This window comes from Bradyrhizobium sp. BWC-3-1, from assembly GCF_032917965.1.
In the GTDB taxonomy this organism is placed as follows: domain Bacteria; phylum Pseudomonadota; class Alphaproteobacteria; order Rhizobiales; family Xanthobacteraceae; genus Bradyrhizobium; species Bradyrhizobium canariense_D.
In genome coordinates, this window is the sequence record NZ_CP136625.1 from 7,297,829 (window position 1) to 7,312,630 (window position 14,802).

Sequence of the window (14,802 nt, forward strand, 5' to 3'; positions counted from 1 at the left end):
CGGCGACTTAGGCTTTCCGATAGGTCCATATTGCGCGACGGGAATGTTTGGACGCATCGCAGTGCACAACCAAATCGCGTTACCCTCTCCTCCATAAACCAAAGGTTTGTTATACAGACTCCTTTGGGCCTTGGCTGGCTGGGGCGCGTTAGCCCCTCACAATAAAGATGGGGAGCGCAACTTGATACTTGACCGGGTGAATATCGAATTTTAGGTCCATCAAATACATCGAGATTAATTTTCAACCGCATTGCTTGATACTCGCCGGCATCAACGAGTCTGGAAAGTCCAATATCTTACGCGCTCTGTCTTCGCTTGGCGACTTTCACCCCACCCTAGATGATCTACGCGAACCAGCGCCAGACGAAGGCCCGATTGCCTCTGCCTATGTCCAATTTCATTTCGTCCTAAGCGCCGCTGACCAGCAGGTCGTGCTTTCGCGCGTGCAAAAACGCATACTTCAGAAGGAGGCCAGCACGAGCCGGCCACTTGTAAAGTCAAAACACGGGAAGATCCTGAGCATAGAGGACTTCGTGTCTAAGTACGCGTACGGCGCTTTTGAAGTCGATGTGATCAAGCGGACCCGCTCAGGCGTTTATTGGGATGTTCCTGACGATCTCTATGAGGTCTTGCCGGAATGGACAAAACGATCAAGCTTGCCATTCGATATCTCGGTGGCACAACAGAAGTTAGCTGATTATCAGCTCATCTCCGTAAGTGCAGTTTCGGAAGCATTGCCAGCTGACCTCCTCGTCCCAGCCACCGTGCAAGATTTATCTCAACTCGTCGGCGAAGAGGTTGCGTCCTTCGTTCAAAACAATCTTCCGGCAGTCCTCCTATGGCAATACAAAGAAGCCAATCTGCTTCCAAGTTCGATTTCGATCGAGGCGTTCGCTGCAAACCCTGAAATCTGTGTTCCGCTGAAGAATATGTTTTTGCTAGCAGGCATCGCCAATGTCGCCGAATCCATTGCGGAAGCGCAAAAGGGCACGAGAAACGCCCTGATTAATCTCCTTTCGAGAGTTGCCCAAAAAACAACAGAGCATTTTCGATCCGTCTGGAAGGAATACGAAGGAATTCAGTTCGAATTGCGACCCGACGGGGAAGATATTATTCCTGGAGTCCGCGAGAGAAACCTTTTTGATTTCTCAAGAAGGAGCGACGGCTTCAAACGTTTTGTGAGCTTTCTTCTACTGGTTTCTGTCATTGTACGTAGCGGGACACTCGTAAATACGATTCTTTTGGTGGATGAACCGGACATAAGTCTGCACCCATCCGGGGCCCGCTATTTGCGAGACGAACTTCTGAGAATTTCGGAGTCGAACGTTGTTCTTTACAGCACCCACTCGATTTTCATGGTCGATAGAGAGCGCGTTGATCGTCATCTTATCGTAACAAAGACGACCGAAGAAACTCGATTAGAGGTCGCGAACGATGACAACCTATTCGCAGAAGAAGTGCTCTACAACGCGCTCGGGTACTCAGTTTTTGAGTTACTGAAGCAAAAAAACATCATATTCGAAGGCTGGCGTGACAAGCATTTGTTTCTAACAGCGCTGAAACGAGTACCAGCTTCGCACAGCCTATTAAAGGCCGCCTTCAAAGAGATAGGTGCTTGCCATGCGAGAGGCGTGAAACACATCAAAAGCATAACGCCCCTCATCGAGCTCGCCAATCGCAATTGCCTCATCATCAGCGATGGTGACGCACCGGCCAGGGAGCATCAAGCAGCTTACGTATCGGAGCGAGGTTATGGAATATGGAAACGTTATGATGAGCTAATCAGCACCAGCGTCGATCATGTCACCGGCGAGGACTTCATCAAGCCTGCGGCATTTCTACCTTTGGCTAAAGAGATAGCTTCTCGGACTCCGGCCCTAGCGCCGCTGAAGGAAGACGATCTAAGACAACATCATTCAAAATTACGCACCATCGACAGATGGCTCGCTGCTGCCGCCGTAACACCTGAGCACCGGAAGGCAGAAATCACCAAACTGAAGGATGCTTTGTTCGACGCCTTGAAGCCGACCGATATCGAGCCAGCATATTACGATCTATTGGCAGAAATGAACAAAATGCTGACGTGAGTGAACGAAGACCTTCGCCAAATGCCCCCTTTCCCCTCAATCATTGGAGCCTCCGACGCTCCTTTTTGTTGGAGCCAATCATGGTCAGGATCACCACACTCCCCGTTGCGACACGCGATGTTCGCGAGCGCATCCGGCGGCGGACGCGTGGCGCCGCTCCGGCCTCTCTCATTCCGGGACTGATAATGCGAAAGCTTCTGGCGATTTTGGTGATCTCGTGCTGGGCCGGTTTGGCTTACGCACAAAAGGCCGACCTCATTGTCACGAACGCAAAGCTCGTGACGCTGGATCCCGCATCGACGATCGCGCAGGCTCTCGCAGTCCGCGACGGCAGGATCGTTGCTATTGGCGGCAACGATGCCGTGGAAGGCCTGATCGGGCCCGCGACGCGCCGGGTCGACGCAGGTGGACGCACCATCATTCCGGGATTGATCGATTCCCATATTCACGCCGTGCGCGCCGGCCTCACCTACGCAACCGAGGTCAACTGGATCGGCGCAAAGACGATTCCCGAGGCCATGGAACGCTTGCGCCAGGCGGCAACAGCGCGCCCGGCATCCTGGATCATCGTGGCCGGCGGCTGGAGCGAATTGCAGTTTACTGAGAAGCGGCGGCCGACGCTCGCCGAGGTGATGGCGGCCGTTCCCGACAATCCGGCTTACATCCAGCTGTTCTATTCGGCGGTGCTGATGACGCCAAAAGCGCAGCAAGCCCTCGGGATGTCCGCGGATCAGTTGCCGGCCGGTATCACGACTGAGCGCGCCGCATCGGGCGACGCCACGGGGTGGCTCAACGGCTCCATCGTCAGTATCTCCGCGCTGTTCGATCGGCTGCCGAGGCCGAATTTCGAAGAGAATGTCGCCGGGACCCGGCAGTTCTTCACGGAGCTCAATCGTCTCGGCGTGACCGGGATCGTGGATCCCGGCGGCTTCAGCATCTATCCCAGCCACTACGCGGCCTTGCAAAAGCTCTGGCGTGACAAATCATTGTCGGTTCGCGTTGCCTTCAGCCTGTTCGCCCAGAATGTCGGCGCGGAATTCGACGAGTACAAGACTCTCACGCCGTTCCTGCCGATGGGATTCGGCGACGACATGCTGCGGTTCAACGGACTAGGCGAGCGGATCACCGGCGCCATGTACAACAACAATGCGCCTGACGCGGCCGCCAAGGACAAGTTCCGCGAGATCATTCGCTGGGCGGCCAAGCAAGGGATGACAATCACCATCCACTGGCAGGAAGACAAATCTGTCCATCACCTCCTGGACCTCTATGACGAGGTCAACAAGGAGACGCCGCTCGCGCCGTTGCGCTGGTCCATCGCCCATCTCGACAACACCTCGCCCGAGACGCTGGCGCGCATGAAAGCCCTTGGTGTCGGCTGGACCATGCAGGACGCGATGTATCTCGGAGGCGACCGTATCGTGGCGCAGGTGGGCGAAGCCGCCCGCAGCATGCCACCCATCGCCACGGCGTTGCGCATGGGAGTCCATGTCGGGGCCGGCACGGATGCGCATCGGGTCGCATCCTACAATCCGTTCGTGGCGCTGCAATGGATGCTCGACGGCAAGACCGTCGGCGGACTCTCGACGCGCGGCCCGGACGAAACACCCAGCCGCGAAGATGCCTTGCGCCTCTACACCGTGGGAAGCGCGTGGTTCTGCTTCGACGAGACGCGGCGCGGCACGCTGGAGACCGGCAAGCTCGCCGACTTCGCGATTCTCGATCGGGATTTCCTGTCCGTCCCCGTCGAGCAGATTGGCGCCACGGCGTCTCTGCTGACGGTCGTGGGCGGCAAGGTCGTCTACGCAGCGGATGCTTTCTCGAGCGCAAAATAGAGCTGGAGGCTTGTTGTTCAAGGCAGCTGTCGGCTTACCGGCGCGATTGCATCTTTGCGCGGTTTCCGCAGGTGGCCATTTCGCACCAGCGACGGGATCTGTTCTTGGTGCGATCGATGAACAGCCAGTGGCAGTCGTGCTGTGGACATCGTTTCAATCGGTCGAGTTCGTCGCCGCGCAGCAGGTCGACCGCAGCCCAGGCAAGCGGACCAAGGATCCGGTCCCCGTGCGTGAATTCGATGGTGGCCGGCGAACCGGTCAGCAATGCGGCCGTGAAGGTACGGGCCGCAACATCGTGGATCACCGCCATGCCCAGCGCCGGCGGTTCATCGCCGTCCGCGATCGCAGCGCCTACTTTGTCGATCGCGTTGCGCAGGCGCCGGCCATCTTCGGCCAGCAACGCCCGCTGCCTTGCATTAAGCGAAAAATCGACGCCCACCAGTCCAGCATCCCTTGCCCAGGCCAGCATTCCCTCGGCGTCGCGCAAGTGATCGACCTCTTGGTCCGTGCCGCGCCAGCTGATCGTGTTGGCGAAATCGAGCGCCAGATTCCCCGCTACGCGGTGAAGCGGCGGCGGTCGATCGGCGATGCTGCGCAAACGCTTCACGTCGGACGTTCTTCCCAAGGCCGGAGCAGCGCCATCGCGGCGGCCACCAGCATGAGGGCAGCGCCGCCGATCTCGAGCCAGCCGATCGCCTCGCCGAACAACCACGCACCGGTGCCAAGCGCGATGATCGGAGAGACAAAGGCATACAGACCTGCGCGCATCGTACCCCATTCACGCAGCAGCACGAGATAGATCGTATAAGCCACGATCGTTCCGAGCAGCAACAGGAACAACAGGCTGCCGATTGCCGCCGGAGTGAGGAAAGCGTCGAGCGTGTCTCTCGATACGGGTTCCAGCACCAGCGAAAGGACGAGCAGGGCGGCGCCGCCGATCGCCGCCTGCACCATCGTCAGCGCCAGGGGCTTCACCGGACCGACCAACGGACGCGCGACCACGCTGCCGACGCAATAGCTTACGGTCGCGGCGACGATCGCCGCGAGCCCAAGGCCGCTCGCATCGGACCCGGCCCCGAGCCGCGCCCAGAACAGCCCGATGACACCGACACAACCGATCGCGAGCACGACGGCATGATGCCAGGTCGGCCTCTCCTCGCCGGTCAACGCGGCGAGGGCAAACAGCACGACCGGAATCAGGGTAAGGTTGACCAGCCCCGACAGCCCTGATGGCACGTGCTGCATCCCCCAGAACAGCAAGCCGTAGGTGCCGGTGTTGACCAGCAGAGCTGAAACGATCGTTGGCCGTGCGCGGCCTTCGGCGAATGCGGCGCCGGTGCCACGCACTCCGATGGCCAGCAGTGCGGCCGCCAGCAGGTATCGCGCGGCGGCGAGCAGCAGCGGGGGCAGATCGCCGAGCCCGACCTTGATGGCGGCCCAGGTCAGCCCCCAGATCAACGACATTGCGGCGAACAGGACAAAGTTGCGCACCGTCGTGCTCAGCGCATGCCGTACCGATCGACCAGAACGCGGTGGATTTCCACCCTTTGAGGGAGTTCGATCAGGAGTTCGGGATCGCGGTCGAGGTGATGCACCTTGGTCGGCTCGCCCTTGGTGAAGGCAGTCATTGCCTGCATGTCGGACCAGTAAGAGATGGTCGTGAACCATGTCTCCTCGTCAAGGTCCTCGCGCAGCAGCTGGACGCCGAGCGCCGTCTTCTCGAGCGGCGGAATGCCTTCAGCGCGCAGATATTGCTCGTAGCTGTCGGCGATGTCCCGCCGGGTACGACCACGCCAGATTCGTGCGATGGAAGGATTGGTTGGCATGCTTGCTTCCTCCTTTAGGCGGCGAAGGGACACCAGCGCGGCGAAGGCCGCGCCGTGGGACGATCAGGCATGGACACGCGCAAGGAAGGCGCGGACCAGTGGCAGCGCCTCATCGAAATGCGTCTCGAGCAGCCAGTGTCCGGCGCCGTCGAGCAGGTGCAGATCGACATCAGGCAAGTCGCGGCGATAGGCGCGGGCGGACTCGGCCGGCATGTATCCGTCTTCGGGGCCCCACACCACGAGCGTTGGAGGACGGTGCTCGCGCAGATACGCCTGCTAGCGCGCGAACCAGCCGAGATTCTCCTCCAGCTTCTCCATCAGCCCGACGCAGACCTGTCGGCGCACTGGCGTGTCCATGAGTGGCCAATGAAGCTTCCAGAGGTCGGGCGGCACCCGGGCAGCGACGTCGTCCGTCACTTCGCCAACGAACTCCGCACGAAAGCCATCCTCGCTAACAGCCTCCTCGAGCGGGCGGTGCCTCGCCGGCGTCTTGTCGGCCCACCAGGCCTTGATGGTCGCGTATTTCGGGCCCAGCACATCCTCATAGATATCGCCGTTCTGGATGATGAGCGCGGCGATCCGCTCGGGGTGAGCGATCGCGTGCCTTAGCCCGATCTGGGAGCCGTAATCGTGGAGCCACAAGGCGTATCGTCCGAGGCCGAGCGCATCGGCGAGGCCGGCCAGCACGTCTGCATAGGCATCGAAATCATAGGCGAATTCCGACGGGTCGGGCGTGTCGCTGTAGCCAAAGCCCGGCCAGTCGAACGCGATCGTCCGCCATTGGTCGGCGAGCGCCGGCATCAGCCGGCGGAACTGGAAGGAGGAACAGGGATAGCCGTGCGGCAGCAGCAGGACCGGCGCGCCGGCGCGTCCCGCTTCGCGATAGAAGATCGACATCCCGTTCAACGCCAAGCGCCGGTGCGCCAGTCCGCTCGCCATTCAAGGCCTCCATCGTCTTTACACCACCTAAATGAATTTAGGCGGTGAACGTTCCGAGGCTAGGGAGCCGTGTGGCGACGAACAATCGGCGCGATCACGCGCCATCGTTGTGCGGGTGGTGCCGCAGCCGACATGAGCGTAGGGCTTATCTGGCACCGTTCGGCTGTTCCGCTGGGCTGCCCACCAGAAACGCTGCGTGTTCTCGCCGAGAACCCGCCCATACAATGCTCAATCAACCGCTCTTTCGCGGCAGGAGCCGTCCATGACCAATGAAAAAGGCCCGAACATCAAGAAGAAGCAGAAATGCAAGAACTGCGAAGGCAAAGGCCTGCTCAAGAAGGGCGACAAGGTGGTGAAGTGCCAGCGCTGCAAAGGCACGGGCGTGCGGTGATGATGAGGTGATGGCCTCCAATGCGGACGGCGTACTTTCCCAGGTTGCGCAGGCTCGCGACTGACGTGCACCGCATCTGACATCACGATTGGCACTTCCTGCGGCAAGACGCGTTGCGGTCTTTTCGAGGGAGCTGCAGATGACCAAGACCGACACGGAGGGCGTAAAGACCGGGACACCGCCGACGGGTTCGGCGGCGCTCAACCCCGGGGATGAAGCCGCACCGGGGACGATGGGCACCGGCGAAGATGTGTGTCCGGATTGCCATGGCAAGGGGCGGATCGACGGCGCGCCCTGCGCGACGTGCGGCGGCAGCGGGACCGTGATCCGGGCCGTCGGCGGGGCCTGAGCAAAGCGCGGGCCGCGCGGCGCTTGCGCCAGGCTGTGGCTTTCGATTGCGCCTTCATTGTTCCAGCAACGAACGGCCCTCGCCCGTGTTTTCCGGATGCGAGACACAATGAGGCGCACCATGACCAAAGATGCCGGACTGAAGCCCGACGATTTCCCCATCGAAGCCGACAAGGACAAGCTCAGGACCCACAAGGGCGAGCCGGTGGCCTCGGCCGAGTCGGAGAAGATCGCGGATCAGATCGCCGAACGGCTGAACGAGCATGCTCACCAGGAAGAGCAGGATCGATGGTCGGCCTAGGCAATTCGCCTTGCCGACACCCATCCGGAAAGAGCAACGGATAGTTTGTAGGACCGAGCTCGCAGGAACGACGTCGTTGGAACGACCTGGGGCCGTTGCGTATTGGGCCGCGCCGGGTCCTTGCGATTCCGGCAATGGCGGCCTCGGCTCGAAGCCCCGCCCCCGGGCCACAGGCCGGGGCCGCCTGACGGGGGATCGGCCCGGCATCTCAGGCCGTCTTGGAGGACTGCGCGAGAGACCATGGAGGCGCCCACACCAGGGATGCAAAACCCGCTTCGACAGGCGCGGCTCTACGGCTACCTGATCGAACGCGAGGGCGCGCTGTTTCATCCCGGCGGCAGCCACCCGCTGTGCAGCGCGGGCATGACGCGACGCATGATCGAGGCGGGCTGGCTGGTGAAAACGGGCGACCGCTACGAGTTGACGCCGCAAGCGCAGGAACGGATCGCTCCGCGCGCGATGAGCTCGGGATGATTCATCGTCGCTTGTCGCGGGATTTCCGCTCCCGTGCAGGAACAGGTGCATGCCGAGATCTTTGCCTCGGCATGGCATGTGACGACGTCAAGCACAGGAGCGGACATGAAAAAACTGGTTCTCGCAGGGCTCGTTGCGGCTCTCGCATTCCCCTCTTCCGCATTCGCGCAAGGCGGCGCGGGTGCGTCCAGGACCGGGTCGAGCATCGACTCCTCAGGCACCGGCGGCACGACGGGAGCGGGAGCCTCCGGCCTCAACACGTCATCGGACAACAATGGCGGCGGCGCGAACGCACCGGCCAAGTCCTCCACGACCCGGCCAGGCGACAACGACACCAGGCAAACCCAGGGCGGTCAGCAGGCCATGCCGGGCTCAGGCTCGACGGGAGCGAACCGCAAATAGGCGCGCCGCGAACCGCTGACCGATTGCCCTCACGCAAAAGGCCCGGATGATGATCCGGGCCTTGTCTCGTCACCACCAGGGATCCCAATAGGGCGGTGGAGCGTAGGCGTAAGGCACATAATAGGCCCGCCGCACGACGCGCGGTCCATAATAGCCGTAGGGCGGGCCATAGTAGCGCGGGCCATAATAGGCATCGGCCGCCAGCCCCGCCGCAAGCGCACCGGCAACAAGACCGAAGCCGATGCCGGGACCGCCCCAATGGCCGTGCCAGCCGCCGCGCCAGCCATGGGCTTGCGCCGGCGAGGCCGCCGCCACGAACAGGGCCGAGATCATCGTCAGGACCAAAGCAAGTTTCTTCATATGCGACTCCCAGAACTTGGAAACCGACCGCAAAACGCCAGACCGGAATTGAAGTTTCCGAGCGTTCCGGAAAATTTTGCAGCGAGCCGACGGACGCGAATGCGGCCGCCGGCCGCGCGCGGGCGAGAGCGGCGGCTCCCGCCCGCCGCTTCATGCTTACTTGCCGTTGATCGCGATGCGCCTCACCTTCTGTTGTGCCGCCGGTGACTTCGGCAGGGTGACGGTGAGAACGCCGTTGTTGAAGGAAGCCGCGACCTTGTCCTGGTCGACGTCATCGACCGGAATGCGCCGCACGAAACGGCCATAGTAACGCTCGCTGAAGAGACGCTCCTTGTCTTCCGTTTCGCTCTTCTTCTCGCCGCTGATCGTCAGCACGCCGTTTGCAAGCTCGACGTTGACGTCCTTCTGTTCGAGACCGGGAAGCTCGGCGACGACCTTGACTTCCTTGTCGCTCTCGTCGAGTTCGACGTTCGGCCAGCCCATTGCGGTCGAGGAGCCGAACGGACTGAGATCAAAGCTGCGGAAGGCGTCGTCGAACAGCCGGTTCATCTCACGATGAAGCGCAAGCAGCGGGTTGCCGGCTTCGCCGCGCTGAACGGCCATATTGCGTGAGCCGTTGTTCCACGGAATGAGATCGCGTAGTGCCATTGTCGTTTCTCCTTATCTCCTGTCTTGATTGTCGATTGGCGCAGCTCGGCGCGCGGCGAGGGCCACGCACGCGCTGCAAAGCCCGGACGATCAACTCGTCAGGCCGCCTGCTTGTGCTCGATTTCGGGTCGGCATTGCCGGCAGCATCGATCGCGATGCGACGCGGCGGAACGGCGGTCGAAACCGATGGTCGAACGCCAGAAGGGAGACATATCGTCGGTTCTCATAACCACATCCTCCTGTGAGCAACATGGATTAAGAGCATCACCGGGGCGAGCCCCGATGGCCTCGCCGGACCCTGCTTTGGCGTCCGGCACCGCACTCGCATGCGGCTGCCAAAAGAATTAGGAGGCGGCGATTTGGTTTCAAGAGCCGGCTGCCAGGCGCCCGCCGATAGCAGCCCGAACCTTTTCGAACGCGCGCATTTCGATCTGCCGCACCCGCTCGCGTGAAACGCCATACCGTGCCGCGAGCTGCTCAAGTCTCAGCGGCGGCTCGGATAGCCAACGCGCCTCGAGAATGTCGCGCTCGCGCGGCTTGAGGACGCCCATGGCGCCGGCGAGGGCTTCACGCCTCCGTCTGGTTTCTTCCCGCTCGGCGTATTCGGCTTCAGGACTGGACGCGGGGTCGACGAGCCAGTCCTGGACTTCGCCGCCGTCGGCGTCGCGCACCAAGGCATTGAGCGACAGGTCGCCGCCGAGGCGCCGGTTCATCTCGATGACGTCGTTCTCCTGCACGCCGAGCCGCCGCGCGATCCGGCTGGCGTGCTCGGGGCGGAGATCACCATCCTCCAGGGCGGAAATTTCCGCCTTGGTCCGGCGAAGCTTGAAGAACAGCTTCTTCTGCGCCCCGCTGTTGGCAATCCTGACCAGCGACCAGGACCGCAGGATGTATTCCTGGATCGACGCCTTGATCCACCACATCGCGTAGGTCGCGAGCCGAAAGCCGCGCTCCGGCTCGAAGCGCTTGACGGCGTGCATCAGGCCGACGTTTCCTTCGGAAATGATGTCCGCAACCGGCAGGCCGTAGCCGCGATATCCCATCGCAATCCTGGCAACGAGCCGCAGATGGCTTGTGACGAGATGATAGGCTGCCTCGCGGTCGCCGTGCTCGCGCCATCGCTTGGCGTAGGCGATTTCCTGATCGGGCCGCAGCATCGGAAACTTGCGAATTTCCGCCAGGTAATGTGTCAATCCGCCCTCAGACGACAGCATCGGAACAGTTGCAGTGCTTCCCATTGCCCACCTCTTCGAGTTGGTCTGCTTACGCTCCAAAATCGACATGACAAAAAATGGTTTCGGCCGACGATGTAACGACCGGTGGGGCCGGCGCGTGAGTTTGCGGCGGCTCTGGCCGGGTCACGAGATAGAGCTCGCCCGCCACCAACAGGAGGGCAGCGACGGCCAGGGCCAACATGCCGAGCACCAGATCGCTGTAGTCATCCATGCGCGTTCGAAAGTATGTCGATGTCGAAGATCGGCAGCCATCGCTTTTGGCTGTCCGCGACGTCGAACGTCGTCACCGGAATTTTGTTCCGGACTTTCGGCGCCCCGCCGGGACGCGGCCTCACCCCGCCAGCGAATTCCTCGTCGCGCGAAGAATATCGTCCGACAGCTTGGGATCGTCCACGGCGCGGGCAAGCACGAGGGCTCCCACCATGGAGGCGGCGGCGGCGAGCGCCTTGTCCTCGCGCTGGCGTGGCTTCAGATCGGTGGCCATTCGGCTGCTCAGCAAGCCGATCACGCCGCGCACGCCGGCGGTGAAACGCTGCTTCAGGCCGCCGCTTTGACGTGACACTTCACAGGCGAGCGCAGCGAAGGGGCAGCCGGCGGCGGGATCGTCGCGATGCCCCGGCGAGAGATAGTGCGAAACATAGTCCTCGAGCTCGAAGGCCTCGGGGAATTCCTGACCCTTGGCGTCGATCGCATGGGCCACCGCCTCCTCGACCAGCCGCTCCTTGGAGCCGAACTGGCTGTAGAGGCTGCCGTGCGTCATCCCGGCCGCCTCGGCGAGTGCGTCGACACCGACGCCGGCGATGCCGCGCTCCCGCAGCAGGCGCGAGGCAGTCTCGAGAATATGCTCGCGATTTTTGGCGGCCTGTTCCTTTGAGACGCGCATGCGACCGATCCTTAGAGGCGGGGCTTGACTTTTATAATTACGATCGTCATGTATATCAATAGTTACGATCGTAATCAAACGATTTCAGGCCCGGTAGTGGCGTCGGAGAGGCATTATGAACAGGATTACACCGAAGATCGCGCTAGTGACCGGCGCCTCCTCAGGCATCGGCCAGGCGACGGCGGAGCGACTCGCGAACGCCGGCTACAAGGTGTTCGGCACCAGCAGGCGGGGCGCGCAGGCGGGCAAGCAGGCATTCGAGATGCTGGCTCTCGACGTCACCAGCGATGCATCGGTGGAAGCCGCCGTCGGCGAAGTGATCCGGCGCGAGGGTCGCATCGACCTGCTCGTCAACAACGCCGGCTTCGGCGTTGCCCCTGCCGGCGCGGAAGAGAGCTCGATGGAGCAGGCGCGCGCGATTTTCGAGACGAACTTCTTCGGCCTGATCCGGATGACGCGCGCCGTCGTGCCGCACATGCGGCGCCATGGAAGCGGCCGCATCATCAACATCGGCTCAGTGCTCGGCTTTCTGCCGATGCCTTACGGCGCGCTCTATGCCGCGACCAAGCACGCCGTGGCAGGCTATTCGGAATCGCTCGACCATGAACTGCGCACGCGGGGCATCCGGGTCTCCGTAGTCGAGCCCGCCTACACCAAGACGCCGTTCGACGCGAACTTCATGGAGCCCGACGCCACGCTCGACGAATATCGCGAGGCGCGCGCCGGCGTGACCAAGCGGGTGAACGAGGTGATGGCGACGGCCGAACAGCCCGGCGTCGTGGCCGATGCCGTGCTGAAGGCCGCGAGCGCGGTGCGCCCGCAACTCAAATACGCGGCCGGCAGCCTTGCGAAGCGCCTGCGATTTCTGCGCCGGTTCGCGCCCGCAGCCCTGGTGGATGCCGGAATCCGAAAGGATTTGCGGCTGGATGCGACGGCGGCGCTGCAGCCCGCCCGCACGCGCGGGCTTTCTGAGGGCCGCAATCTTGCCAGTGCGAAGAACCTTCGGACCGAGAGAAAAAATGAGAGCCCTCGTGTTCAAGCGCTACGGCAAGCCGGACCAGATCGCGTTGGCCGATATCCCGCGGCCGACGCCGAAGCCGAACGAAATCCTGGTCCAGGTTCATGCCGCGGGGTTGAACCCGATCGACAACATGATTCCGAAGGGAACGTTCAAGCCGATCCTGAAGTTTGAACTGCCGGCCACGCTGGGCAGCGACCTGGCGGGCGTCGTCGTCGAGGTCGGAAGCCGCGTGACCCGCTTCAAGCCGGGCGACGCCGTCTTCGCCAGCATCTTTGATCTCGGCACAGGCGCTCTCGCCGAATTCGCGACCGTGCCGGAGGATGCCGCCGCGCTCAAGCCGCCGAACCTGGACTTCGTGCACGCGGCCTCGATCCCGATGGTCGGCCTGACATCGTGGCAAGCTCTTAGGGAGCGCATACGTCTCAAACCCGGCCAGAAAGTCTTCATCCCCGCCGGCGCCGGCGGGATCGGCACGTTCGCGATCCAGCTCGCGAAATATTTCGGCGCCAAAGTGGGGACGACGACCAGCACTGGAAATATCGATCTGGTGCGCAGCCTCGGGGCTGACGAGGTGATCGACTACAAGACCCAGCAATTCGAGGAAGTGCTGCGGGACTACGACGCGGTGCTGGGCACGCTCAGGGGCGATGCGGTCGAGACATCGCTTCGGATCCTGAAGCGGGGGAGCAGGATTGCCTCGCTGGTCGGGCCGCCGGACGCCGCGTTCGCGCGCGACCGCGGGATGAACGTCGTCATGGTGTTCCTGTTCGGATGGCTGAGCCGCAAGATCATTCGCCGCGCCGGCAAGATCGGCGCGGAGTATTCGTTCGTGTTCGTGCACCCGGACGGCAGGCAACTCGCCGAGATCGGCGAGCTTCTCAAGGCGGAGCGTATCCGGCCGGTGATCGACAAGGTCTTTCCGTTCGAACAGGCGAAAGACGCGCTGGCCTATCTCGAAAAGGGACGAGCCAAGGGGAAAATCGTCGTCCAGATGAGATGAGGGCGTGGATCCGCCCCGCGCGCAATCGCCTCAGTCCCCACCCCGCCACCGCTCCGGCACGCTCTTGAGCCCACACCCTCGTTCATCGTCGTTTCGAAAACGCAGATGCGTTTTCCGATACGCACGATCGCCCATGTCGGGCCTGATGCAATCTTCTGCATGATACCACATCATCGCTGCAGCGCTCTCATCAGCACGGGAAGACAGAATCCATGATGTCACAATCTGACGAGTCCGCGCCGATGGCGGACATTCCGTACGGTGAGCGGACGAAGATCACCATCGAGCGCAAAGGCCACATCGTGCTGATCGGCATCAACCGGCCTGGCATCGACAATCGGCTGGACCCGGAGGCGACAGAGAGCCTGGCGAGAGCCTACTACCAGTACGATCGAGATCCCTCGCTGCGTGCAGCGGTTCTGTTCGGCTACGGCGAACGCTTCTCCAGAGGTGTCGATGTCGACGCTTACAAGGCATTTGCTCAATCGGGAAGGACGATGATGGAGGGACCCCGCTTCATCGACCCTCTCGGGCGGACCAAACCGGCGCTCACCAAGCCGCTGATTGTCGCGGTGCATGGCGATACCTGGAATATGGCGCACGAAATCTTCCTCGTTGCGGACATCCGCATAGCATCGGAAGACACGGATTTCGGCCAGGACGAGAACACGCACGGCCGCTTTCCCGGCGGCGGCTCAACCGTTCGCTTCCCACGAGAAGCCGGCTGGGGAAATGCCATGCGGTTCATTCTGACGGGCGATCATTGGGATGCGAACGAAGCGCTCCGGATGGGAACGGTTCAGGAGGTGGCAACAAACCGCGACGCCGCTCGCGCGAAGGCCGTCGAGATCGCCGAGAAGATCGCCGCATGCGCTCCCCTCGGCATCAAGACCTCGATTGCGTCCTCGCACCTTGCGCTCGAAGACCCCGAGGCCGCGCTTGCCCAACTTGGCGACCAATATCGTGCGCTGCTCACGACCAGGGACTTCCAGGAAGGGCGGGATGCCGAGGCACAGAAGCGTCCACCCGTTTACGAAGGACGGTGAGAGCTT

17 protein-coding genes and 2 pseudogenes are annotated in these 14,802 nt (G+C 62.1%); 10 read left to right on the forward strand and 9 right to left on the reverse strand.

The features are described 5' to 3' along the window. The first annotated feature begins 533 nt into the window (after positions 1 to 533). Together RX329_RS35105 and RX329_RS35110 are read left to right on the forward strand one after the other, a co-directional pair. Positions 534 to 2,087, forward strand: a complete 1,554-nt coding sequence (locus RX329_RS35105) for an ATP-dependent nuclease (protein WP_317245038.1) — start codon at positions 534 to 536, stop codon at positions 2,085 to 2,087. Between the two features lie 80 nt (positions 2,088 to 2,167). Further along, positions 2,168 to 3,922 carry an amidohydrolase gene (locus tag RX329_RS35110; RefSeq protein WP_317245039.1) on the forward strand — a complete coding sequence of 585 codons (1,755 nt, stop codon included), beginning with the start codon at positions 2,168 to 2,170 and terminating at the stop codon, positions 3,920 to 3,922. Between the two features lie 34 nt (positions 3,923 to 3,956). Here RX329_RS35110 and RX329_RS35115 read toward each other — a convergent pair whose 3' ends face one another. The 4 genes and pseudogenes from RX329_RS35115 to RX329_RS35130 all read right to left on the reverse strand — a co-directional run bounded on the left by RX329_RS35115 (position 3,957) and on the right by RX329_RS35130 (position 6,687). Further along, on the reverse strand, positions 3,957 to 4,529 hold the full coding sequence (locus tag RX329_RS35115; RefSeq protein WP_085350352.1) for a CGNR zinc finger domain-containing protein: 573 nt from the start codon (positions 4,527 to 4,529) through the stop codon (positions 3,957 to 3,959). Further along, positions 4,526 to 5,380, reverse strand: a complete 855-nt coding sequence (locus tag RX329_RS35120) for a DMT family transporter (protein WP_317245040.1) — start codon at positions 5,378 to 5,380, stop codon at positions 4,526 to 4,528. The genes RX329_RS35115 and RX329_RS35120 overlap by 4 nt, the downstream gene beginning before the upstream one ends. Positions 5,381 to 5,421: 41 nt before the next feature. Continuing rightward, positions 5,422 to 5,748 (reverse strand): antibiotic biosynthesis monooxygenase family protein, encoded by a 327-nt coding sequence (locus tag RX329_RS35125; RefSeq protein ID WP_018455651.1) that lies wholly within the window; start codon positions 5,746 to 5,748, stop codon positions 5,422 to 5,424. A gap of 63 nt (positions 5,749 to 5,811) precedes the next feature. Continuing rightward, positions 5,812 to 6,687 (reverse strand): annotated as a pseudogene (locus tag RX329_RS35130) (alpha/beta fold hydrolase). A 262-nt stretch (positions 6,688 to 6,949) separates the two neighbouring features. On the opposite strand from RX329_RS35130, the gene RX329_RS35135 reads away from it, so the two are divergent. The 5 genes from RX329_RS35135 to RX329_RS35155 all read left to right on the forward strand — a co-directional run bounded on the left by RX329_RS35135 (position 6,950) and on the right by RX329_RS35155 (position 8,603). Next, the gene (locus RX329_RS35135) at positions 6,950 to 7,078 is read left to right on the forward strand and encodes a hypothetical protein (protein ID WP_018455653.1); all 129 of its coding nucleotides are present in this window, start codon (positions 6,950 to 6,952) and stop codon (positions 7,076 to 7,078) included. A gap of 139 nt (positions 7,079 to 7,217) precedes the next feature. After that, entirely contained in the window at positions 7,218 to 7,427 is a 210-nt protein-coding gene (locus RX329_RS35140; RefSeq protein ID WP_018455654.1) for a hypothetical protein, read from the forward strand. 120 nt (positions 7,428 to 7,547) lie between these two features. After that, positions 7,548 to 7,727: a hypothetical protein gene (locus tag RX329_RS35145; RefSeq protein ID WP_018455655.1), complete on the forward strand. Its 180-nt coding sequence runs from the start codon at positions 7,548 to 7,550 to the stop codon at positions 7,725 to 7,727. Between the two features lie 240 nt (positions 7,728 to 7,967). Continuing rightward, complete coding sequence (locus RX329_RS35150; RefSeq protein ID WP_204513728.1) at positions 7,968 to 8,201, forward strand: hypothetical protein; 234 nt, start codon at positions 7,968 to 7,970, stop codon at positions 8,199 to 8,201. Positions 8,202 to 8,306: 105 nt separating this feature from the next. Beyond that, complete coding sequence (locus RX329_RS35155; protein ID WP_026232997.1) at positions 8,307 to 8,603, forward strand: hypothetical protein; 297 nt, start codon at positions 8,307 to 8,309, stop codon at positions 8,601 to 8,603. A 69-nt stretch (positions 8,604 to 8,672) separates the two neighbouring features. Here the strand turns inward: RX329_RS35155 and RX329_RS35160 are convergent, their stop codons facing one another. The 5 genes from RX329_RS35160 to RX329_RS35180 all read right to left on the reverse strand — a co-directional run bounded on the left by RX329_RS35160 (position 8,673) and on the right by RX329_RS35180 (position 11,729). After that, a complete protein-coding gene (locus RX329_RS35160) occupies positions 8,673 to 8,963 on the reverse strand; it encodes a hypothetical protein (RefSeq protein WP_085350348.1) in 291 nt (96 codons plus the stop codon). A gap of 156 nt (positions 8,964 to 9,119) precedes the next feature. Further along, complete coding sequence (locus tag RX329_RS35165; RefSeq protein WP_317245041.1) at positions 9,120 to 9,611, reverse strand: Hsp20/alpha crystallin family protein; 492 nt, start codon at positions 9,609 to 9,611, stop codon at positions 9,120 to 9,122. A 365-nt stretch (positions 9,612 to 9,976) separates the two neighbouring features. Further along, positions 9,977 to 10,849 carry an RNA polymerase sigma factor RpoH gene (gene rpoH, locus RX329_RS35170; RefSeq protein ID WP_317245042.1) on the reverse strand — a complete coding sequence of 291 codons (873 nt, stop codon included), beginning with the start codon at positions 10,847 to 10,849 and terminating at the stop codon, positions 9,977 to 9,979. Positions 10,850 to 10,874: 25 nt separating this feature from the next. Next, positions 10,875 to 11,057 (reverse strand): hypothetical protein, encoded by a 183-nt coding sequence (locus RX329_RS35175; RefSeq protein ID WP_018455661.1) that lies wholly within the window; start codon positions 11,055 to 11,057, stop codon positions 10,875 to 10,877. A gap of 120 nt (positions 11,058 to 11,177) precedes the next feature. Then, the gene (locus RX329_RS35180; RefSeq protein WP_247294627.1) at positions 11,178 to 11,729 is read right to left on the reverse strand and encodes a TetR/AcrR family transcriptional regulator; all 552 of its coding nucleotides are present in this window, start codon (positions 11,727 to 11,729) and stop codon (positions 11,178 to 11,180) included. A gap of 115 nt (positions 11,730 to 11,844) precedes the next feature. Between RX329_RS35180 and RX329_RS35185 the strand changes: the two are divergent. The 3 genes and pseudogenes from RX329_RS35185 to RX329_RS35195 form a co-directional block, all read left to right on the forward strand. After that, positions 11,845 to 12,687 (forward strand): annotated as a pseudogene (locus tag RX329_RS35185) (oxidoreductase); the annotation flags it as partial. A 61-nt stretch (positions 12,688 to 12,748) separates the two neighbouring features. Further along, positions 12,749 to 13,750 carry an NADP-dependent oxidoreductase gene (locus tag RX329_RS35190; protein ID WP_317245043.1) on the forward strand — a complete coding sequence of 334 codons (1,002 nt, stop codon included), beginning with the start codon at positions 12,749 to 12,751 and terminating at the stop codon, positions 13,748 to 13,750. A 212-nt stretch (positions 13,751 to 13,962) separates the two neighbouring features. Then, positions 13,963 to 14,796 (forward strand): enoyl-CoA hydratase-related protein, encoded by an 834-nt coding sequence (locus RX329_RS35195; protein ID WP_317245044.1) that lies wholly within the window; start codon positions 13,963 to 13,965, stop codon positions 14,794 to 14,796. Positions 14,797 to 14,802: the final 6 nt, after the last annotated feature.

Bases quoted from the DNA above. Each gene is read 5' to 3' on its own strand.
- RX329_RS35145 (WP_018455655.1), top strand. From the start codon at position 7,548: ATGACCAAAGATGCCGGACTGAAGCCCGACGATTTCCCCATCGAAGCC.
- rpoH (WP_317245042.1), bottom strand. From the start codon at position 10,849: ATGGGAAGCACTGCAACTGTTCCGATGCTGTCGTCTGAGGGCGGATTG.
- RX329_RS35160 (WP_085350348.1), bottom strand. From the start codon at position 8,963: ATGAAGAAACTTGCTTTGGTCCTGACGATGATCTCGGCCCTGTTCGTG.
- RX329_RS35165 (WP_317245041.1), bottom strand. From the start codon at position 9,611: ATGGCACTACGCGATCTCATTCCGTGGAACAACGGCTCACGCAATATG.
- RX329_RS35140 (WP_018455654.1), top strand. From the start codon at position 7,218: ATGACCAAGACCGACACGGAGGGCGTAAAGACCGGGACACCGCCGACG.
- RX329_RS35150 (WP_204513728.1), top strand. From the start codon at position 7,968: ATGGAGGCGCCCACACCAGGGATGCAAAACCCGCTTCGACAGGCGCGG.
- RX329_RS35155 (WP_026232997.1), top strand. From the start codon at position 8,307: ATGAAAAAACTGGTTCTCGCAGGGCTCGTTGCGGCTCTCGCATTCCCC.
- RX329_RS35195 (WP_317245044.1), top strand. From the start codon at position 13,963: ATGATGTCACAATCTGACGAGTCCGCGCCGATGGCGGACATTCCGTAC.
- RX329_RS35125 (WP_018455651.1), bottom strand. From the start codon at position 5,748: ATGCCAACCAATCCTTCCATCGCACGAATCTGGCGTGGTCGTACCCGG.
- RX329_RS35190 (WP_317245043.1), top strand. From the start codon at position 12,749: ATGAGAGCCCTCGTGTTCAAGCGCTACGGCAAGCCGGACCAGATCGCG.
- RX329_RS35180 (WP_247294627.1), bottom strand. From the start codon at position 11,729: ATGCGCGTCTCAAAGGAACAGGCCGCCAAAAATCGCGAGCATATTCTC.
- RX329_RS35110 (WP_317245039.1), top strand. From the start codon at position 2,168: ATGGTCAGGATCACCACACTCCCCGTTGCGACACGCGATGTTCGCGAG.
- RX329_RS35175 (WP_018455661.1), bottom strand. From the start codon at position 11,057: ATGGATGACTACAGCGATCTGGTGCTCGGCATGTTGGCCCTGGCCGTC.
- RX329_RS35135 (WP_018455653.1), top strand. From the start codon at position 6,950: ATGACCAATGAAAAAGGCCCGAACATCAAGAAGAAGCAGAAATGCAAG.